Genomic DNA, 20210 nt, shown 5'->3' with positions numbered 1-20210 from the left:
CTCAGTACCCGCCCTTCTTGCCGACACCTGCGTAAGTGAACTCGTTCTCGACCTCGAACGGCTTGAACCACGGACGTACGCCCGTAGCGCGGTCGGTGTGGCGACCGAAGTGCGAGCTGTGGTTCCCGCCCGGCGGCAGGATCGTGTACTTGACCTTGTACTTGCCCGGTCCGGAGAGCTTCACGTTGTCGCCGTAGTGCGGCCCGTCGCTCGCGACCATTGGCATGAATTCGCCGTCTAGCTTCCAGTCGCTGCCGACTTTCGAAATCTCGAACTTCACGGTCAGGTACGGAATCCAGCTGCCTTCCTCGAAGCCGTTCGGGTTGTTCGCCAATGCGCGGATGTCGGCCTCGATGTGGATGTCGGTCTCGGAGGCCTTCTTCATCATGCCCTCCGGCTCCATCTCGATCGGCTGCAGATACACGGCGGCGACTTCCATGCCGCCGCGCTGGACCGGCTTGCCGATCGGATATTCCAGGGCGTTCGCGGCGAACGACAGGGCGGTCAGGGTCGCGGCGGCGAGCGCGCGGAGCGGATAGCGGGTCATCGATGTTCCTCGGCGAAGTTTGGGAGGGGCGGTGCGGTGGCGGGTGCCGACCATTTGGTGATGATAAAAAGAATGAGAAGTGTTCGCAATAGAAGATTTGCATCCCTGTGCCGCGGATGGGGTATCCGGGGGGATTTCCGCGGCGGCCGGCGCGCCGCGAACGGCGTCACCTCTGGCCGGAAGCAGGGCGCACCGGCGTTTCCGAATCTATGAAGCGTCGGACGAATGCTGATGACGGGTCGGGGCGCCTCGCGCACAAGCTGCGCCCGGATCCTGCCGCCAGGCTGACGCAAGGCCGGCGTCCGGTCGGGGCGACCGAATACGCGGGTGCAGGTCTTGCGAAGGGTTGCGCGGGCGCCGTGACCGGGCGAGCGAGACTATCAACGCGGCAAATCTATACAACCGTTCGCCCTGAGCTTGCCGAACGGCGTTGGAAGGGCTGCGACAAGCTCAGTCCGAAGGGTATGTAGTTGTCGGGTTAATAGCGGATTTCGGAAGGGGCCGAAGTGTCGCGGCGGGTGGGGCGGTCGGGCGCCGGGGCGCCTCCGCTCAGACTCGATCGGACGCCGCCGACGCCGCGGACGCGGCGGGTGCGGCGGCGTTCGGGGCGGACGGGGTTCCGGGTCGAGTGCTCGTCGTGTCGGCTGCCGGCGTCTGGCCCTCTGGCACGGCGACTTGCTCCCAACCGCCCCCCAGCACCTTGAAGAGGTTGACCGCGCCGGCGAGGCGGGCGAGGCGGAACTGCGCGAGCTGGTCCTGCGCCTGGAACAGCGTGCGCTGCGCGTCGAGCACCGTGAGCAGGTCATCGGCACCCTCGCGGTAGCGCAGCTCGGCGAGGCGCAGGCTGCGTTGGGCCTCGTCGCGGACCAGCAGCTGGACATCTTCCTGGCGGCGATCGCGCTCCGCGTTACCGAGCGCGTTCTCGACTTCCTGGAGCGCGACGTGCACCGCGTTGCGGTAGGTCTCGACGAGTTCGCGGCGACGCGATCGCGCGGTTTCGACTTCGCCCCGCAGCCGGCCGCCGTCGAACAGCGTCTGCGCGAGGCTTGCGGTGAGCGCGACCGAATTTCCCGGATTTGCGAGCGACAGCAGCGCGGTGCTCGCGAGGCCGGCGGAGCCGGATAGCTGGATCGACGGCAGCAGCGCGGCGCGCGCGGCGGTAACGTCCGCGTCGGCGGCGGCGAGCCGGGCCTCGGCGCTCGCGAGATCGGGGCGGCGCACGAGGAGATCCGCGGGCAGGCCCGGTGCGACCGCCGGAATCGCGAGCGCGCCGAGCGTCTCGCCGGCGAGCGTGAAGCCTTGAGGCGGGCGACCGAGCAGCACCGCGAGCGCGGCGAGCGTCTGGCGTTCGGCGGTTTCGAGCGGCAGGATCGCCGCGCGCTGCGCGAGCACGATGCTGCGCTGGCGGCTGACGTCCAGCGCCGACGCTGCGCCGTTGCGGTAGCGCGCCTCGGCGACGCCGAACACGCGCTCGGCGATCGCGAGGTTCTCGCGTGCGATGTCGAGGCGCGCGCGTGCCGCGAGCAACTGGAAATACGTGTTGGCGACGCCACTCACCAGCGTCAGGCGGACCGTCTCGAAGTCGTAGCGGCTCGCCGCGAGGAACGCGTCGGCGCCTGAGACGCCGGCCGCGAGGCGGCCCCACAGGTCGACCTCGTAGCTGATCTCGAGGCTCGCGCCGGTGGATTCGGATTCGATTGTGCGGCTGCCGCTGCCGGCGTCCGAACGCCGCCAGGCGGTATCGCCGCCGGCGGTCGCCAACGGCAGCAACGAGGCGCCCGCGGCCCGAAGCTGGATCTCGGCCTGGCGTACCCGTTCGGTGGCGATGCGGATGTCCGGGTTTGCGGCGAGCGCCGCGTCGACGAGCTCTTGCAACGACGGCGAGCCGAAATCGCGCCACCAGCCCGACCCCGGAAGCGCGGCCGCGGCGGGCGCGGCTTCGGTCCATCCTGCGGGCACCGCGAGCTCGGGGCGCGTCGCCGGCTCGGTGATCGCGCAGCCGGCGATGAGCACGAGCGCGGCGGCGAACGGGAGGGAGCGCAGCGAAGACTTGGCTGCCGGCACCGCGGAGGCGGGATGACGTATCGAGAGCATGAGCGGGATCATTCCGACGCGAGCGCGACGACGGGATCGAGGCGAGCGGCCTTGCGCGCCGGGAGGTAGCCGAAAATCAGCCCGGTCGCGAACGCGCAACCGAACGCGAGCACGACCGGCGGCAGCGAATACACGATCGGCGTGTCGAAGGCTTCGATGATGGCCGCGGCGCCGAGCCCGACGATGACGCCGATGATGCCGCCGAGCGCCGATACGACGAGTGCCTCGATCAGGAACTGCTGCAGGATGTTCTTCATCCGCGCGCCGGTCGCCATGCGAATGCCGATCTCGCGTGTGCGCTCGGTGACCGACACCAGCATGATGTTCATGACGCCGATGCCGCCGACGAGCAGCGAGATTGCGGCGACGGTGCCGAGCAGCACGGTCAGTGTGTTCTGCGTCTCGGAAGCGCTTTCGATGATCGACGCCATGTTGCGGATCTGGAAGTCCTCGACGCCGCCGTGGCGCGCGAGCAGAAGCGCGTGCACTGCATCCTGCGTGTCGTCGATCTGCGCGACGTCCTCGACGGCGACGGTGGCGCTGCGCAGGTAGCGTTGACCGAAAAGCCGCAGGCTGCCGGTCGAGTAGGGCACGAAGATCACGTCGTCCTGGTCCGAGCCCCACGGCGTCGCGCCCATCGGCCCCATCACGCCGACGATCTGGAACATGATGCTATTGACGACGACGAATTCGCCGACCGGATCCGCGTTGCCGAACAGGGCGTTCGCGACGGTCTGGCCGAGAACGGCTACGGTCGCGTAGCTGCGTTCGTCGGCGGCGCTGAAAAACGTGCCGCGTGCGATCGGCCAGTCGCGCGCGATCGTGAAGTCGGCGCCGGTCGCGGTCGCCGACGTACGGTGGTCGGCGTTGCCGTAGCGGATGGTGACGGTCGCGCTCTGCTCGGGCACGGCTGCGAGCACGTTCGGTAGCTCGCCGATCGCGCGCACGTCGTCGGGCACGAGGGTCGCGGTCGTGTCGCGCCCGCGCTGGTTCGGCGCGCCGGGGCGCACTGTCAGCAGGTTCGTGCCCATCGAGCTGATCTGGTCGATCACCGACTGCTTCGCGCCGTCGCCGATCGCGAGCATCGCGATGACCGCGGCCACGCCGATGACGATGCCGAGCAGCGTCAGTGCGGCGCGGAACACGTTCGCGCGCAGCGCGCGCAGGGCCGTCCGCGACGCCTCGACCACGTCGGACAGCGGCGACGTGCGGTCGATGTGCGGCGCGAAGTCCGGTTCGCCGCCTGCGCGCCGACGCGGGCCGGGGTCGCTGACGATGTTGCCGTCGCGGATCTCGATGATGCGCTGCGCCTGTTCGGCGACTTCGCGCTCGTGCGTGATCAGGATGATCGTGTGACCGTCGGCCGACAGCTTGTGCAGCAGCTGCATGACTTCCGCGCCGCTCTTGCTGTCGAGCGCGCCGGTCGGCTCGTCGGCGAGGATCACGCGTCCGCCGTTCATCAGCGCGCGCGCGATCGACACGCGCTGCTGCTGGCCGCCGGAGAGCTGGTTCGGGCGATGGCTGGTGCGGTCGCCCAGGCCGAGCGCGGTCAGGAGTTCCATCGCCCGCGCGTGCCGCTCGGCGGGCGGCATGCCCGAGTACACCGCGGGCACTTCGACGTTCTCGCGCGCGGTCGATCCGCCGATCAGGTTGTAGCTCTGGAACACGAAGCCGAAGGTTTCGCGTCGCAGCCGCGCGAGGTCGTCGCGGTCGAAATCGGCGACGTCGCGGCCGAGGAAGCGGTAGCGGCCGGTTGTCGGGCGGTCGAGGCAGCCGAGGATGTTCATCAGCGTCGATTTGCCCGAGCCGGATGTGCCGACGATGGCGACGAATTCGCCGGGCAGGATCGTCAGGTCGATGCCGTGCAGCACCTCGACCGCGAGCTCGCCGTTGTAAAAGGTCTTCGTGATGCCCGACAGCTCGATCAGCGGGACGGCGGGCGTCGCGTCGACTTTCAGCTCGCCGATGAAGGGTTCGTGCTTCATAGGCGGGGAGGGCGGCGCGCGCCGGCCGGTCCGCCCGCTTCCAGGGCGACCCCGGACACGACCCGTTCGCCTTCTTCGAGTCCGGCCAGCACCTGCGCTTCAACGCGGTTCGTGACGCCGACTTCGACGCGGCGTTCCTCGAGGGTTCCGGCCGCAGTCGCGACGCGCACGGTACGTTGGCGCGGTGCGGCCTCGCCGGCGTTCGCGTCGCGTCGTTTGCGCGCAGGCTCGGCAGCCGACCGATTGCCCGGCGCCGACATGCGCGCGGCGCGCGGAGACTGGGACGCAAACGCCGCCATCGGTACGAGCAGTGCATCGCGTGCCGCGGCGACGACGAAGAACACCTGTGCGGTCATCTGCGTCATCAGCGCCTGGTTCGGATTCGCGACGTCGAACAGCGCGTTGTAGAGGACGACGTTGTTCTGCACCACCGGCGTCGGTTCGATCTTGTTCAGCGTGCCTTCCCAGCGCCGACCGCTGGCGCCCAGCGTCGTGAAGTACGCTGGCATGCCGAGCTTGAGTCGGCTGACGTCGGCCTCGGACACCTGCGTCTGCACCGTCATCGTCGACAGGTCCGCGATGCGCAGGATCACCGGCGCCTGCTGGCTCGCGATCAGCGTCTGCCCCTGCCGTGCGGTGATCGACACGACGGTGCCCGCCATCGGCGCGTAGATCCGGGCGTAATTCAGGTTCGCCTCGTCGGCGCGGAGGTTCGACTCGGTCTGGTCGATCTGCGCCTTCAGCGCTTCGATCTGGGCCTGCGCGGCGAGCTGCGTCGCTTCCGCGGTCTGCAGCGCATCGGTCGTCGTCGCGTCTTCAGCCATCAGATTGCGTTGGCGGCGGAGTTGCGTTTGGGCGAGCCTGAGGTCCGATTCGCGTGCCATCAGCTGCGCGCGCTGGTTGCGCCACTGCGCCCGCGTCGCGTCCACGCGGCTCTGCAGCACGACCGGATCGATTTCGGCGAGCAGGTCGCCGGCCTTGACCTCGGTCCCGACCTCGACGTGGATCTTCTTCAGCTGCCCGGAAACCTGTGCGCCGACGTCGACATACTCGCGCGGCTGCAGCGTCCCGGTCGCGGTGACGACGTCCTCGATGTCGCCGCGCGACACCGCGGTGAGCTGGAAGCGCGACAGCTCGTCGGGCTTCGCGAAATACTTCGACCACACGAAATAGCCGGCGGTCCCCAGCACTACGACGCAGATCAGCGCCAGGATCGTGTAACGCGAGCGTCGCTTCGCTTGCAGCGGGGCCGGGGCGGGGGTGGTCATGACGGTGTCTGAACGAGGGTTGGGACGGCACGCCTGGCAGGCGTGAAGGGCGGCCAAAGATTAAGCGAAGGGTGGTCGCCGGTTTGTATCGTATTGCAGGCCGAGGTTCCGCGGCGGGTGCCGCGGGGCCGTGAATTATGGCATGCCGGCCGGGTGGGGTGGCCGGGGCGCGGCCGCGCGAACGGCGGCCGGCGGGGTGTGAGCTAAAGCGGGGGGCTACTGCTCCGGAACGGTGACGAATCCCATCTTCTGGATGCCTGCCTGCCGCGCCGCCGACATGATCTCGGCGAGCTTCTGGTAGCGCGTCTCGCGGTCGGCGCGCAGATGCAGTTCCGGCTGAACCGGTTTCGCCGCGGCTTCGGCAAGGCGGGTCGCAAGCTCGGCGTCCTCGATCCGGCGGTCGTTCCAGTACAGGACGCCCGCCTCGTCGACGGCGAGCGTGACGGTTTCCGGTTTCTCGTTGTTCGCCGCGCTCGCGGCGGTCGGCAGGTCGATCTTGACCGCGTGGGTCAGCAGCGGCGCGGTGATCATGAACACGATCAGCAGCACGAGCATCACGTCGATCAGCGGCACCATGTTGATTTCGCTCATCGGGGCGCCGCGCCCCTCCTGGCTGAAGCTGCCGAACGCCATCACGCCGCTCCCGGCGTCGACGCGCGGAGCGTCGCGGTGGGCGCTGCAGTGCGCGCGGAGCGATTCGCGGCCTCGCCGGTCGGGGCGCTCGCGAGACGCGTGCCGGTCGTGAACCAAGCGTGCAAGTCGTGCGCGAACGCGTCGAGCTCCGACAGTTCGAGACGATTGGCGCGCGTGAAGGCGTTGAACGCGAGCACCGCCGGGATCGCGACGAACAGGCCGAACGCGGTCATGATCAGCGCCTCGCCGACCGGACCGGCGACCTTGTCGAGCGTCGCCATGCCCGAGACGCTGATGCCGATCAGCGCGTGGTAGATGCCCCAGACGGTGCCGAAGAGCCCGACGAAGGGCGCCGTCGAACCGATCGACGCGAGCACCGTCAGCCCGGATTCGAGCTGGGCCGTCGACAGCGCAATGGATTTGCGCATCGCGCGGGTGACGAACTCGTCGGCGTCGAGCTTGCCGCCGAGCGTCTCTTCCTGCGTGTGGCGACGCAGATGTTCGGCCGCCGCGGCGCCCTGGCGTGCGAGGGCTTCGAACGGCGAATCCGGGGCAGTTCGCGACAGGCGGCCGAGGCCTTCGTCGAGGGTCGGCGCGTTCCAGAATGCCTCGACGCCGGCATCGAAACGGCGTGCCCGGAACTGACGCAGCGCGCGCACCGCGATCAGGTACCAGCTCGCGACCGACATCACGACGAGCGTGAAGGCGACGAGTTTGATGATGAGGTCCGACTGCCCCCACAGATGGGCGAGGCCGAAGTTGTCGACAGGCATCTTCTTTATCCTTCGAGTTTGAAAACGATGGGCACGACGACCCAGGCTTCGACATTGCGGCCGTCCTGCTTGGCCGGCACGAAGCGCCAGCGGGCGACTGCGTTTTCGGCGGCGGTATCGAGCCGGCTCGAGCCCGAACTGCTGGAAACGCTGATTTTGCCCGGCGCGCCGTCGGCGGTCACGAACACGCGCAACAGCACCTTGCCTTCCTCGCGCATCCGGCGCGCGAGCGGCGGGTAGGCGGGGGCGGGATTGTTCAGGTAGGCCGCGTCGAAGCGCGCCGGGACCGTCTCGGCGACGCGCGGCGGGGCGTCGGCTTGCGTCGGCGCGGCCGCGACAGGCGGAGTGGCTGGCGCCGGAGCCGGCGGCGGAGGTGGTTCCTCGTTGCGTATCGCGGTCGCCGCCTCGGTTACCGGCGCGGGCGGCACCGGAGCCTTGACCGGCTTCGGCGGCGCGGGTTTGACGACGGGTTTCGGGCGCGGCAGTTCCTTGCGGACTTCCGGCGTGGGTGGTGTCGGCGCCGGGGGGGGCGGTACGGGCGTCGGGATGACGGCGGGCGGCTCGATCAGCGCCACCGAAATCGGAGGTGGCGGCGGGGCGACCGGCTCGGCGCGCCACTGCGAGACACCGATCGCGGCCCCCAGATGCGTTGCGGCGACGAGGGTGAGGATCAGGCGCCGTTCGCGCGGCCGGGGGGCACCGGCGCGGGCTCGATTGGATCGCGCCGCCTCCCGGTGCAGCGCCTGGTCGCGTTCCGGTGTCGCGCGTGCGGCGGCGAAGGCCGGGGACGGTCGCTCGTCGGTACGGGGCTCGGCGGGAAAGCGCGCCGTTGGGAGCGTGGGGGAGAGCGCCATTTCAATCTATTGCGAAAACGGGACGACGTCGCGACCGCGAAAGTGCGGTGCCTCTGTGCCGGCTGTCATCCGATCAACTGGTTGATCAAGGCCGCCGCGACGAGGAGGTACAGCGCGAGGCGATGCGTCGCGAACGCGGGAACGTCCACGGCACGCGGGCCGGGGCGGGATGCCGGGGCAGTTCTGTTCATGCCAGTTCTCCGTCGGGTTTCGTCGCTGGCTCGTTCCGCGGGAGAACTGGCTGGCTGGGGTGGGAAAAAGCCGGCAATCGGCGCCGGCGGGCGTCAGCTTCCGCCTTCCATCTGGGACTGCAGGTAATTCTGCAGCCCGACCTTGTCGAGAAGTTCGAGCTGGGTTTCGAGGTAATCGATGTGTTCCTCGGTTTCCTCGAGGATGTCTTCGAATATCTCCCGCGAAACGTAATCCTTGCAGATCTCACAGTAGGCGATCGCTTCGAGGAGATCGGTGCGGCCGCCGAGTTCGAGACCGAGGTCAGCCTGCAGGCACTCGGGGACGTCCTCGCCGATCATCAGCTTGTTGAGGTTCTGCAAATTCGGCAGCCCCTCCAGGAACAGCACGCGCTCGATGAGCTTGTCGGCGTGCTTCATTTCCTCGATCGATTCCTTGTACTCGTGATGCCCGAGTCGCTCGAGCCCCCAGTTCTTGAACATCCGCGCATGCAGGAAATACTGGTTGATGGCGGTCAGTTCGGTGGTTAGTTGCTTGTTGAGGAACTGAATGACTTTTACGTCGCCTTTCATACGGCCTCCGCGGCAAAGGAGAACGAGGGCGCGAGGCCGACTACCGTCGGTCCCGCGGTCTCCGTTTGCTCCGCCAGCGCCGAACGCAGGCAGTCGCGCGCGCAGCACGCGCAGCGACCGCATTCCCCCGCGACGCCGAGCGTCTGGCGCAGGTCGCGCATCGTCTTCGCCCCTTCGCTCACGGCGAGGCCGATGTGGCGTTCGGTGACCGCATTGCAAACGCAGACGTACATAGTCTAGCCTCGTTATCCCATTTGTTCGCCGGATTGCCGCGGCGTCATTTCGTCAGAATAAGTTTCCCCGCGCGGGTGGCGCGCAGGATGTAGTTCATGCCTTCGTGCGCGATCGTCACGCTCGCCCGTCCGAGAAGGAGCGACTCGCTCGCGATCGCTGCCTGTCCGCGTTCCGGCCAATCCCCGTTGTTGCCGGCTCCGGCGACAGGGCGGGACTGGGACCGAAGCGAGGAAGGCGACCGTTCGTTTGCCATGGTTTGAGTAAAACGAATAGGAACGATTCGCATTACAACATCGAGAGGAGGCGCGGTCAAGCAACCGTGCGCACGTTTCGCGCGGAGAACGATGGCGGCCCAAACCGCTGCGCCGTGAATTGCGCGCAAACGCTGGCCGCGCCGGAAACAGTACGCGCGCTGCCGAGCCGGGAGGCTTGCAGAGTTGGGTGGCTGCCGAGGTCGGAAGGCTGCCGGCGCGGCGATCAGGGTAGGCGCAGCAGGATTTTCAGGCGGTCGTCGGCGGCGGTCACCGGCAGGTAGCCGATGAGGTCCGGATTCGCCGCGAGGAGCGAGCGTAGTTGCTCGGCGTCGGTGACTTCCCGCGGCGGTAGCGCGCGGCCGGTGAACACCATCCGTGACCAGTACGCGCGGATCTGGCTCGGATTCTTGCCCGTCAGCTTGGCGTAGAAGCGGTCGCGCGTCGGCCCGGGCGGAAGGTCCGCCAGCGAAACCGGCGTGCCACCGCGAAGCGTCGAAGCACGACCCAGATAGAGTTGCTCGGCCTGCTCTTTCGACAGTTCGGAGATCGTGCTTGCTGCCCCGGCGACGATGACGATCGGCGCTTCGGCTTGTGCGAGAGTGTCCGTCACCGACAGGGCTGGCGTCAGCACGAGCATGATTGCGAGGAAAAGGCGGGGCACTGTACGCGGACTCAGAACGTCAGGTCGAGCGATAGGCTGAACGTGTTCATACGCTTCCCGGCAATCGCGGCCTCGTTCCGGCCGCCCCGCGGGAAATACGAGCCCCATGAATCACTATCGACCCGCGTGCGGGTGACTTCCGCCTTGACCGCCGCGAAACTCGTGACGTCCCAGCGTGTGCCGACCGTGAAACTGCGTTGCGCATTGTTGCGCGAGGTGAGGAACTCGTCCCAGGCGTGCTGCAGTCCGGCGGGTACCGCGGCCTCGGCCATCTGCTCGTCGAGGCGCTGACGCGCAATGACCGCATACGGCGTGAGCGGGCCGAAGCGCCGTCCGACGCTTACGTACCAGCCGCTCGAACTGGTCGCGTAGCGGTTGGCGCGACGCCGCGCGTATTCGCTGACGACCTGCCAGGTTCCGTCGTCCCATTGCAGGCCCACCGAATCGAACCTCGTGCTACCGTCGGTCCCCGACAGGTCGGCGGCGACACCCGATAGTCCGGCGCGCGAGAGCGCGGCGACCAACGAATGCGTTTCGGGATCGCCCCGAACCATCGAGAAACGCCCATCGCCGTGCCCGAGATGCAGCGAGAAATCCCCGCGCGACAGCGCGACATTCAGACCCCAGGTCGCTTTCAGCCGTGCCCTGCCCATTGGAAACGGAACGCGGCCGCGGCCGAAATACGGGTGCAGTTCGGTGTCGAGCGCGCCGAGTCGCGTGTGATAAACGAGATCGACGCCGTCGAGGTCATTGAAAGGGTTGAGGCTGTAGACCTCGACCGGCGGCCGCACCCACGGGTTCGCGTAATTGATGTGTAGCGAGTCGGACAGCATGAAGAAGGGGACGCGCAGGCGCCCGAGCCGCAGCGACAGCCCGGGCGCGAGGGTCTGGCGGAAGAACGCGAGCGTGATGCGCGGGTCGTAGGACTCCTCGCCGTCCTCCCGCATGAGCATCTGCACCGTGATGTCGTTGTACGCGGAAAGGCGCAGGCTCGCCTGCAGCCCCAGAAGCGAGTCCGGACTGAAATCCGGGTCCGAGTCGCCGGGGTAATTGACGCCGTAGCGCGTGAACCACACGTCGTCGCGGTCGGTCTTGACCGCCCCGAGCGTGGCGAATCCGGACACCTGCACGAGCGGCGACGCGTTCGACGGCGCCGCCAGTGCCGGTGCGCCAACCGCGAGCATCGCGAGCAGGACGATGCGGCCCGCCCGACGCAGGAGATCGACTGTCATGCGAGAGCTCCGGCCGGCGGACTGGCAAAGAGAAGTTTTTCGACCCCCGCGTCGTCGAGCGGCCGCGAATACAGGTAGCCCTGGCCGTAGTCACAGCCCATCGCCTGAAGCAGCGCCGCCTGCTGCGGCGTCTCGATGCACTCGGCGACGACCCGCATGCCGAGGTCGTGCGCAAGGGCGATGCTGCCCGCGACGATGGTCCGCAATCGCCGGTCCTTGTCGAGCGAGCGGACGAAGGATCCATCGAGCTTGACGGCGTCGCAGGGGATCGTGTGCAGGTAGCTCAGCGCCGAGTAGCCGGTGCCGAAATCGTCGATCAGCACCGACATGCCGGCGCCGCGAAGGCGCTCGAGAACCTGTCTCGCTGGGCCTTCGGGCTGCGCGAGCACGCTTTCGGTGACCTCGAAGCGCAGCATTTCGGCGGGAAGGCCATGTCGCGCGATCTCCGCGATGATCTCGCCGGCGAGATCCGGACGCGAAAACTGCATCGCCGACAGATTGACGCCGACTTTCGGCACTTCGACGCCATTCGCCTGCTGCTGCCAGCGGACGATCCGTTCGCATGCGCGCGTGAGCACCAGCATGTCGAGGTCGTGAATCAGGCCGAGAGTCTCGGCAAGCGGGATGAACAGGTTTGGCGGGAGCAGGCCTTCGGTGGGATGAGGCCAGCGGACCAGCGCTTCGAAACTGCTGATACGACCGTCGGCGAGCGAGACGATCGGCTGGAAATGGACCGCGAGGCTGCCGTCGCGCAAGGCCGCGCGCAGGTCGCTTTCGAGGCGAAGACTCTGCAGCGCCTGGGCGTGCATCGACGCGTGGAACATCGAGATGCTGCTGTCACCACCGTCGCGGGCCCGCTGAAGGGCGTTGTCGGCATCGCGCAGCAGCGCTTCTGCGTCGTCGTCGTAGTCGCTGCTGAGCGCGATGCCGACGCGGCATTTCGGATACAGCCGCTGTCCCGCGACGTCGGTCGGCTGCGCCAGCTTCTCGCGGAGATTGGCCGCGACGCGCAGCGAGTCGGCTGGGTCCTCGATGCCGTTCAGCAGCAGCGCGAACTGGTCGCCGCCGACGCGCGCGACGATGTCGCCTTCGCAAAGCATCTCGACGAGCGCGGCGGCGATGCGGCGCAGCAACTCGTCGCCCGCAGCATGGCCGAAGCTGTCGTTGACGAGCCGGAAACGTTCGAGATTGATGCCCAGCACCGCGAACCCATGGCGGTCCGCGCGGCGCTGCTGCCCGAGCGCGCTGCGAACGTGCTCGAGGAACAGCGCCCGGTTAGGCAGACCGGTGAGGCGGTCGTGCAGCGCGTCGAACTGGAGCTGGTTTTCGGCGAGCTTGTGCAGATGCACGTCGCTGATCGATCCTGCCATCCGGAACGCGCGCCCGCTGGCGTCTCGCAGCGCGACGCCGCGTTTCATCACCCAGTGATAAGTGCCGTCCACCTGGAGTGCGCGGTATTCGAACTTGAACTGCGTGCTGTAACCCTTCAGGTGTTCGACGAGCTTGTTGCGATAGGCCTGCACGTCGTCGGGGTGGATCGCGTCGAGGATTGTCTGAGGCGCGCGGTGCAGGTCGTCGAACGCGAAGCCGGCGATTTCGCAGCAGCGCGGCGAACAGTAGACCGTGCCGGCGGTGATGTCCCAGTCCCAGAGGCCGTCGTTGGAGCCCTGGATCGCGAGTTCGTAGCGCTGCTCGCTCGTCTTCAGCCGTGCGGCGGTGTCCTGGAGTTCGCCGATGCGGTCCTGCAGGTTCGCGGCCATGATGTTGAAGCGCCGCGCGAGCCGGGCGAGTTCGTCGCCGCCATTTTCGGGCAGCCGGTGATCGAGCCGCCCTTCCGCGATCGCCTGGCTGCCGGCGAGAAGGCGACTGAGGTTGCGGGTCAGCAGATAGCCGATGCCGGAAAGGAGCGCGAACGTGAGCAGGATTTCAATCAGCGCGATGAACGCTCCCTGTTCGGTGATCGCGCGGCGCGCGGCGGCGAGCGTCGAAACCGAGACGCCGAACTGCAGGTAGCCGATCTCGTTGCGGTCGAGAAGCAGCGGTCGGCGGACATGGAGGAGGCGAGGCTGGCCGGTGTTGCCGTCACCGGCCACGCCCTCCGCCGGCAGCGCTGTCATCTCGGGCATGCCCGCCTGCATCAGCGTCCGCCCGTCGGGCGTGCCGATCCGGACGTAGACGAGTCCTTCTTCGGATTCGGCGAGCAGCTCGCCGAGAATATCCTGGAGCGCGTCGAGCTGACCCTGTTCGGCATAGGCCGTCGCCATCGCGTGCAGCATCGTGGCGTTCTGGTCGGCGAGCGTGTGCAGGCTCGCCGACGTCGCTTCGTTCATCAGCCGGACGCTGTTCGCGAGCAGCAGCGTCAGCAGCAGCACCTGGACCACGGTGCTCGCGAGAAGCAGCCGGATCCGGATCGAGGTGTGCTGAAACGGCAGGTTCACGTGTTGCCCGTGACGCTCAGCGCCGTGCGAGGCGGCGCACGGCCGGGGCGGCGTCGATGCCGCCCTTGCCGGCGAAGGTTTCGACGTTATCGACGATGCGGTCGGGGTCGTACAGGTAATTGACCATGATCCCCCAGGACTGGCCGAGACCCTTTTCTGAGATGTCCGCGAGCCAGTTGAGCCGTTCGACGCGCGCGCCGTTGCCGAGGTGGAAGCGCGCGACCGGGTCGAGTGGCGCATCGCCGCGCTTCGCCTCGAGCAAGTAGCCTGCAGCGACTTTAAGGAGCGGCTCGCGCAGCGCGTTCGCGAGCGCTTCGTCGCCCGGCCACGCCGTCGTGCCGTCGAGCACGAGTTTGAGCTGCGGCGAATCCGGACCGTCGATCCCGACGGCGGCGAGCCGCTTCCAGTCGGCGTCGGAAAAGGCCGCGAGCACGGCTGCCGTGTTTTTCGTTGCCCAGCGCACAAGGCCGGGAATCGGTGACAGCGTCGCGAACGTCTTGATGCGCGGAAAATCGCGCTGCACGTCGTCGACGACGCGCTTGAGCAGGAAGTTGCCGAACGAGACGCCGCGCAGCCCTTCCTGGGTCGCGCTGATCGAATAGAAGATCGCGGTCGTCGCACGCGCGGCGTCGGCGACCGGAGCGTTCTCGTCGAGGAGCTTCTGCACGTTGTCGGCGAGATCCTCCATCAGCGCGACTTCGACGAAGATCAACGGCTCGTCGGGCATCCGCGGGTGGAAGAACGCATAGCAGCGCCGGTCGGAACCGAGCCGGTTCTTGAGGTCGCGCCAGGAGCGGATCTCGTGCACCGCCTCGTACGCGACGATCTTCTCGAGCAGCGCCGCCGGAGAATTCCAGGTGACGCGTGCGAGTTCGAGGAAGCCGACGTCGAACCACGCGGTGAGACGCGCTTCGAGTTCGCGGTCGAGCGACTTGAGATCCTTGTGCTTCTCGAGGTAGCGCAGCAGGTCGACCCGCAGGTCGACGAGGAATTTCACGCCCTGCGGAATCGCGTTGAACTGCGTGAGAATGCGAATGCGCGAGGACCGCATTGCCGCGCGCAGCTGCGCTTCGGCATCCCACTGTCGATCGGTTCCGACCGCCGCCTGGTAGGCTTCGTGGGCTTTCGCGACTTTCCGGGTGTCGGGGCCGAACTCGACCGCGATCATGCGCAGGAAGGCGATGCGCCCGGCGTCGTCGAGCGAGAGATAGGTTTCCGCGAGCCGTGCCGCGCGCAGCCGCGTCGAGACTTCACCGCCGTGCCCTTCCGCGCATTCCTTCAATTGACGGCGGATGCGGGTGAGCACCTTCTCGGTCGGCTCGACGCTCTTCGCGCCGCCCGCGCCGGCGATCATCGCCCGAACCTTCGAGAGGCTGCGTGCTACCAGTCCGGATGCCATGCTGTCTCCTTTTTGCGGTCGACGGCTATGATTATGTCATCGGCTCGACTTCGCTGAGAACGCAGGATACCGGGCCGGAAAAATTATTTCGACCCAAATTGGGGCTGCCCGTGAGTTATTTCCGCTTCGGGAGAAACGAGCCTCTGCGCCTTGCCCCAGCGACTGCGTGAAGGCGCGAACGTCGGGTCGGCCGAGCGCCCCGCTCGGGCTTGAACGGCGTACATGCTCCGCGCACTGCCGGCGTCGAATATGACCTGAATTCTGCCACTCGCGTCGGACGCACAAGTGTCAATGTCGCCCGGCCGCAACGGTGCCGAAGGGGTGCGGCTTACTGGACGGAGGCCGCGCGTCGCCCCGACGCCATCAGCAGGGCGACGCCGGCGGCGACCATCGGTACGCACAGCCATTGCGCAGTGGACAGCCCGAGCGATAGCGTCCCGAAGATCCCCGGGTCGGGCGTGCGGAAGAACTCCGCCGCGAAGCGCAGGACGCCGTACCCGATCAGGAACACGGCGGAGACCGCCTTCCGCGGTCGCGGCTGCGCCGAATAGATCCACAGGATGACGAAGAGCAGCAAACCTTCGCCGGCCATCTGATAGAGCTGGGACGGGTGGCGGGGCAGGGCGTCTACCCACGGGTAGACCATCGCCCACGGAAGGTCGGGATCGGCGGGGCGACCCCACAGTTCGCCATTGATGAAGTTGCCGAGCCGCCCGGCTGCGAGCCCCGTCGGCACTAGCGGCGCGATGAAATCGGTGACCTGCCAGAAGCCCTTCCCGGCGCGGCGCCCGTACAGCCACATCGCGACGAGCACGCCGAGGAAGCCGCCATGGAAGCTCATCCCGCCTTTCCATACCGCGAGGATCTCGAGCGGATGTTCGAAGTAATACCCGGGCTGGAAAAACAGGACTTCACCGAGGCGTCCGCCGACGACGACGCCGATCATGCCGTACAACAGCAGGTCGTCGATCTGCTGCGCATTCCAGCCGAGTTCGGGGCGGCGGCGCGCATGAATACGGCCGAGCACGATGACCAGCACGAATGCGACGAGATACATCAGGCCGTACCAGCGCACGGCGAGGGGGCCGAGGGAAATCGCGATGGGATCGAACTGCGGGTGGATCAGCATGGGCGGCAGGCAGATAAGGACAGGATTGAAGACGCAGCGGCGAGCTCGGGAAATCCGATCCGCAAAGCGGACTCAGTCGAACTGCGAGCGGAATTTGTCGAACTCGCTGCGCAGCGACTCGAACTCGTCGCGCAGGCGCCGGACTTCGTCTTCGAGTTCGGCGGTGCGGCTGCGGCCCGCCGCGCCGCCCGACAACCCGGCCGCGAGCGCTTCGCCCATTTGCGCGAACGCGTCGCTGCCGCCCAGGAGGTGCGCGTAGCGCGTTTCCTTCGTACCCGGCGCCCGCGGCAGCGCGGCGACCATCGGGGGGTACTTCTCGCCGAGATGCTCCAGCACCTTGTCGACGGCGGCGATGTCGTCGAAGCGATACATCCGTTCGCAACGCTGGCGGATTTCGCCGACGGTCTGCGCGGCGCGCAACATCAGCGTCGCGAGCACGGCCTGTTCGGGGGGCGGCAGCGAATGACGCAGGCGGACGAGGTGTTCGTACTTGGATACCCGCGCGCTGGCCTGGTCGCGGCGCGACACGAGCTTGCGTGCCATGAGGCTGTCGATGGCGTCCTGCACGTCGGCTTCGGAGAGGTTCATCACCGGATCGCGGCCGGTGAGCTGGTTCGCGCCGGTCACGATCGCATTGATCGATAGCGGATAGTTGTCGGGTGTGACGAAGGCCTTCTCGATCAGCACGCCGAGGACGCGGATTTCGACAGGGTCGAGATCGTAGCCTTCGATGTCGGAGGCGGTCGGGGTGTTCTCGGTCATCGCTTTACCAGTAATCGTGAGTCGGACATACCGCGGCGGGAGGGCAATGATAGCCGAGCGGCGTTTGGCATCGGGTAGAATTCCCGGTCTGAACCGAAGTGGCGCGCGCCTGACGCCGCGCCCGCATCCGAGTCGAGGAAATCATGCCCCAGTACCGTTCCCGTACCTCCACCGCCGGCCGCAACATGGCGGGCGCCCGCGCGCTGTGGCGCGCCACCGGCATGAAGGACGGCGATTTCGAAAAGCCGATCATCGCGATCGCGAACAGCTTCACGCAGTTCGTTCCCGGTCACGTCCATCTGAAGGACCTCGGCCAGCTCGTCGCGCGCGAGATCGAGGCGGCCGGCGGTGTTGCCAAGGAGTTCAACACGATCGCGGTCGACGACGGCATCGCCATGGGCCACGGCGGCATGCTGTACTCGCTGCCGTCGCGCGAGCTGATCGCCGACAGCGTCGAATACATGGTCAACGCGCACACCGCCGACGCGCTGGTGTGCATTTCGAACTGCGACAAGATCACTCCCGGAATGCTGATGGCTGCGCTGCGGCTAAACATCCCGGCAATCTTCGTCTCCGGCGGCCCGATGGAGGCCGGCAAGGTCAAGTGGGAGGCGAAAGTCATCTCGCTCGACCTCGTCGACGCGATGGTCAAGGCCGCGGACAGCAGCTGCTCCGACGCCGAAGTCGACGCGATCGAGCGTTCGGCCTGTCCGACCTGCGGTTCATGTTCTGGCATGTTCACCGCGAACTCGATGAACTGCCTGACCGAAGCGCTCGGCCTGTCGCTGCCGGGCAACGGCACCGTGCTCGCGACGCACGCCGACCGCGAGCAGCTGTTCCGTCGCGCCGGGCGCACGATCGTCGATATGGCGCGCCGCTATTACGAGAAGGACGACGCCTCGGTCCTGCCGCGCTCGATCGCGACGTTCAAGGCCTTCGAGAACGCGATCAGCCTCGACGTCGCGATGGGCGGCTCGACGAACACCGTGCTCCATCTCCTCGCTGCCGCCCGTGAGGCGGAAGTGAACTTCACGATGGCCGACATCGATCGCATCTCGCGGAAGGTGCCGTGCCTGTGCAAGGTCGCGCCGGCCGTCGCGGACGTGCATGTCGAGGACGTGCATCGCGCCGGCGGCATCATGGCGATTCTCGGCGAGCTCAATCGCGCTGGCCTGCTGCACGCCGACCTGCCGACGGTGCATAGCAAGACGATGGCCGAAGCGCTGTCGCGCTGGGACGTGATGCAGGCGCACGACAACGCGGTGTTCGACTTCTACAAGGCGGCACCCGGCGGCGTGCCGACGCAGGTCGCGTTCTCGCAGGACCGGCGCTGGAAGGAGCTCGACATGGACCGCTCGCACGGCGTGATCCGCGATCGTGCGAACGCGTTCACCGAAGACGGCGGGCTCGCGGTGCTCTACGGCAACATCGCCGAGAAGGGTTGCATCGTGAAGACGGCCGGCGTGGACGAGTCGATCTGGACGTTCACCGGTCGTGCGCGCGTGTTCGAGAGCCAGGAAGCCGCGGTCGAAGGCATCCTCGGCGACCGTGTCGTCGCCGGCGATGTCGTCGTGATCCGGTACGAAGGGCCGAAAGGCGGGCCGGGCATGCAGGAGATGCTCTATCCGACGAGCTACCTGAAGTCGAAAGGGCTCGGCAAGGAATGCGCGCTGCTCACCGACGGGCGCTTCTCGGGCGGCACGTCGGGGCTGTCGATCGGCCACGCGTCGCCCGAAGCGGCGTGCGGCGGCGCGATCGCGCTCGTCGAGGATGGCGACGCGATCGAGATCGACATCCCGAACCGGCGGATCCATCTTGCAGTGTCGGACGACGTCCTCGCGCAGCGTCGCGTGGCGATGAACGCGAAGGGCAGCAAGGCCTGGAAGCCGACGAATCGTCAACGCGTCGTGTCGGCCGCGTTGCGCGCCTACGCCGCGCTCACGACGAGCGCGGACACCGGCGCGGTGCGCGACGTGACGCAAGTCGAGCGCTAGACGCGAAGCTCGGCGGATCTGCGGCTTTTCGCGCCTGCGCGAAGTCCCGGATCCGCCGTTTCCCGGTCGGCCCGTGCGCTGATCGACGCGGCGGGCCGTTCCTTGACCGCCTCTGGGCGCCCCTCTACCATCCGTCGCATGGACGCAGAACTCAACAAGCTCGAACATCAGCTCGAACAACTGATCGGCCTTTATGAAGCGGGCAAGGTCGAGGCGCGCGAGTTGCGCACTCGCGTCGCCCGTCTCGAGGCCGACAATCACGTGCTCGCCGACAAGGTCAGACTTGCGACCGAGAAGCTCGAAGCCCTGCTCGAGCAATTGCCGGAAGCCTGAGATGCAGAACGACACACTCGATATCACGCTGCTGGGCAAAGCCTACAGTGTCGCCTGTCGGCCCGAAGACAAGGACGCACTCCTCGCAGCGGTGTCCTATCTGGACGAAAAACTGAACAGCCTCGCGATCAAAACCGGCTCGTCCGGCGAGAAGCTCGCGGTGATGACGGCGCTCAACATCGCGCACGAGTTTTTGCAGTTCCAGCGTTCCGGTGGGTTTGACATGCAGGCCGTGAAGCGTAGAATCGGTCTCGTAAATGCACGCCTCGACGGGGTGCTCGCGCAGCAGGAAAAGCTTTTTTAACAAGGGCTTGGCGCGAGGCGATGGCGCGTGAAGATCAATCCCCCGCCTGGTCGTTGAAGTCGTAGATTCCTTGGACCAATGTCGAGAGACTTGGTCGCAGACCATGGATGCCGCTGGTGTGCCCGCCCCTAGCCGGGTGAGCCTTAAGCGGAAGGAAAGCGACCTCCCTGAACCCTAGGTTCAGGATGCCGGCGGAGACGGCACAGGTGGGGGACCATTCATGAGGCGCGGATTCCGATCCGCGCCTCTTTTGTTTTTCGTCGTCAATCGGAAGCCACTGTTCCGGGCAGATCCTCGCACTGCGTGAAAGCGGGGCCGGAGCCGCAGCGGGGCTCGGCCCGTGCATCGCCTGCGCAGAGCCGGCGTATATGCGAGTTGCTCGAGGTGCTGGCGTCGCAAGGAATTTCGGCTCCCGCATCGCCTGTGCAGGCGGACCGGGCGGAGACGGATGAAGGGCAGGAGCGGACGCAAGGGCGCGCCCTGTTTTCGTCTCCGTCCCGCCGGCGACGCCGCGCACCGCGACACTCCGCGCAGGCCGCTTCCGAACGACGGATC

General features: G+C 67.3%; 20 protein-coding genes. 3 read left to right on the top strand and 17 right to left on the bottom strand.

The window, feature by feature from the left end; genetic code table 11:
- Window position 1 precedes the first annotated feature (1 nt).
- The 17 genes from ROZ37_RS16755 to ROZ37_RS16675 all read right to left on the bottom strand — a co-directional run bounded on the left by ROZ37_RS16755 (window position 2) and on the right by ROZ37_RS16675 (window position 17024).
- The gene (locus tag ROZ37_RS16755) at window positions 2–547 is read right to left on the bottom strand and encodes an iron transporter (RefSeq protein ID WP_312661036.1); all 546 of its coding nucleotides are present in this window, start codon (window positions 545–547) and stop codon (window positions 2–4) included.
- A gap of 549 nt (window positions 548–1096) precedes the next feature.
- Window positions 1097–2641, bottom strand: a complete 1545-nt coding sequence (locus ROZ37_RS16750) for an efflux transporter outer membrane subunit (RefSeq protein WP_312661035.1) — start codon at window positions 2639–2641, stop codon at window positions 1097–1099.
- A gap of 8 nt (window positions 2642–2649) precedes the next feature.
- Window positions 2650–4626: a MacB family efflux pump subunit gene (locus ROZ37_RS16745; RefSeq protein ID WP_312661034.1), complete on the bottom strand. Its 1977-nt coding sequence runs from the start codon at window positions 4624–4626 to the stop codon at window positions 2650–2652.
- Window positions 4623–5894 carry an efflux RND transporter periplasmic adaptor subunit gene (locus ROZ37_RS16740; protein WP_312661033.1) on the bottom strand — a complete coding sequence of 424 codons (1272 nt, stop codon included), beginning with the start codon at window positions 5892–5894 and terminating at the stop codon, window positions 4623–4625. The genes ROZ37_RS16745 and ROZ37_RS16740 overlap by 4 nt, the downstream gene beginning before the upstream one ends.
- 216 nt (window positions 5895–6110) lie before the next feature.
- Window positions 6111–6527, bottom strand: a complete 417-nt coding sequence (locus ROZ37_RS16735) for a biopolymer transporter ExbD (protein ID WP_312661032.1) — start codon at window positions 6525–6527, stop codon at window positions 6111–6113.
- Window positions 6527–7300 carry a MotA/TolQ/ExbB proton channel family protein gene (locus tag ROZ37_RS16730; protein ID WP_312661030.1) on the bottom strand — a complete coding sequence of 258 codons (774 nt, stop codon included), beginning with the start codon at window positions 7298–7300 and terminating at the stop codon, window positions 6527–6529. Before ROZ37_RS16730 ends, ROZ37_RS16735 begins: the two co-directional genes overlap by 1 nt.
- A 5-nt stretch (window positions 7301–7305) precedes the next feature.
- On the bottom strand, window positions 7306–8154 hold the full coding sequence (locus ROZ37_RS16725; RefSeq protein WP_312661028.1) for an energy transducer TonB: 849 nt from the start codon (window positions 8152–8154) through the stop codon (window positions 7306–7308).
- Between the two features lie 65 nt (window positions 8155–8219).
- The gene (locus tag ROZ37_RS16720) at window positions 8220–8345 is read right to left on the bottom strand and encodes a hypothetical protein (RefSeq protein WP_312661027.1); all 126 of its coding nucleotides are present in this window, start codon (window positions 8343–8345) and stop codon (window positions 8220–8222) included.
- A gap of 93 nt (window positions 8346–8438) precedes the next feature.
- Complete coding sequence (gene bfr / locus ROZ37_RS16715) at window positions 8439–8915, bottom strand: bacterioferritin (RefSeq protein ID WP_312661024.1); 477 nt, start codon at window positions 8913–8915, stop codon at window positions 8439–8441.
- Window positions 8912–9148, bottom strand: a complete 237-nt coding sequence (locus ROZ37_RS16710; RefSeq protein ID WP_312661023.1) for a (2Fe-2S)-binding protein — start codon at window positions 9146–9148, stop codon at window positions 8912–8914. Before ROZ37_RS16710 ends, bfr begins: the two co-directional genes overlap by 4 nt.
- 44 nt (window positions 9149–9192) lie before the next feature.
- Entirely contained in the window at window positions 9193–9402 is a 210-nt protein-coding gene (locus tag ROZ37_RS16705; RefSeq protein WP_312661195.1) for a hemin uptake protein HemP, read from the bottom strand.
- A gap of 224 nt (window positions 9403–9626) precedes the next feature.
- A complete protein-coding gene (locus tag ROZ37_RS16700) occupies window positions 9627–10064 on the bottom strand; it encodes a hypothetical protein (RefSeq protein WP_409449972.1) in 438 nt (145 codons plus the stop codon).
- Between the two features lie 11 nt (window positions 10065–10075).
- Window positions 10076–11296: a hypothetical protein gene (locus ROZ37_RS16695; RefSeq protein WP_312661022.1), complete on the bottom strand. Its 1221-nt coding sequence runs from the start codon at window positions 11294–11296 to the stop codon at window positions 10076–10078.
- A complete protein-coding gene (locus ROZ37_RS16690) occupies window positions 11293–13734 on the bottom strand; it encodes an EAL domain-containing protein (RefSeq protein WP_312661021.1) in 2442 nt (813 codons plus the stop codon). The genes ROZ37_RS16695 and ROZ37_RS16690 overlap by 4 nt, the downstream gene beginning before the upstream one ends.
- A 16-nt stretch (window positions 13735–13750) precedes the next feature.
- Window positions 13751–15133 carry a malonyl-CoA decarboxylase gene (locus ROZ37_RS16685; RefSeq protein ID WP_312661020.1) on the bottom strand — a complete coding sequence of 461 codons (1383 nt, stop codon included), beginning with the start codon at window positions 15131–15133 and terminating at the stop codon, window positions 13751–13753.
- A gap of 328 nt (window positions 15134–15461) precedes the next feature.
- The gene (gene lgt / locus ROZ37_RS16680) at window positions 15462–16262 is read right to left on the bottom strand and encodes a prolipoprotein diacylglyceryl transferase (RefSeq protein WP_312661017.1); all 801 of its coding nucleotides are present in this window, start codon (window positions 16260–16262) and stop codon (window positions 15462–15464) included.
- A gap of 72 nt (window positions 16263–16334) precedes the next feature.
- Window positions 16335–17024, bottom strand: coding sequence for a YceH family protein (locus tag ROZ37_RS16675; RefSeq protein ID WP_312661016.1), 690 nt, complete (start codon window positions 17022–17024; stop codon window positions 16335–16337).
- Window positions 17025–17167: 143 nt separating this feature from the next.
- On the opposite strand from ROZ37_RS16675, the gene ilvD reads away from it, so the two are divergent.
- From ilvD to ROZ37_RS16660, 3 genes are all read left to right on the top strand, one after another.
- Window positions 17168–19018, top strand: a complete 1851-nt coding sequence (gene ilvD / locus ROZ37_RS16670) for a dihydroxy-acid dehydratase (protein ID WP_312661015.1) — start codon at window positions 17168–17170, stop codon at window positions 19016–19018.
- A 138-nt stretch (window positions 19019–19156) separates the two neighbouring features.
- Window positions 19157–19351: a hypothetical protein gene (locus tag ROZ37_RS16665; protein ID WP_312661014.1), complete on the top strand. Its 195-nt coding sequence runs from the start codon at window positions 19157–19159 to the stop codon at window positions 19349–19351.
- Between the two features lies 1 nt (window position 19352).
- Window positions 19353–19655, top strand: a complete 303-nt coding sequence (locus ROZ37_RS16660; protein WP_312661012.1) for a cell division protein ZapA — start codon at window positions 19353–19355, stop codon at window positions 19653–19655.
- Window positions 19656–20210: the final 555 nt, after the last annotated feature.

The sequence above is a fragment of the Aromatoleum sp. genome (genome assembly GCF_032027225.1).
In the GTDB taxonomy this organism is placed as follows: Bacteria; Pseudomonadota; Gammaproteobacteria; order Burkholderiales; family Rhodocyclaceae; genus Aromatoleum.
The sequence above is the reverse complement of the archived record's forward strand: the minus strand, read 5'-3'. Positions and strand labels throughout refer to the sequence as shown.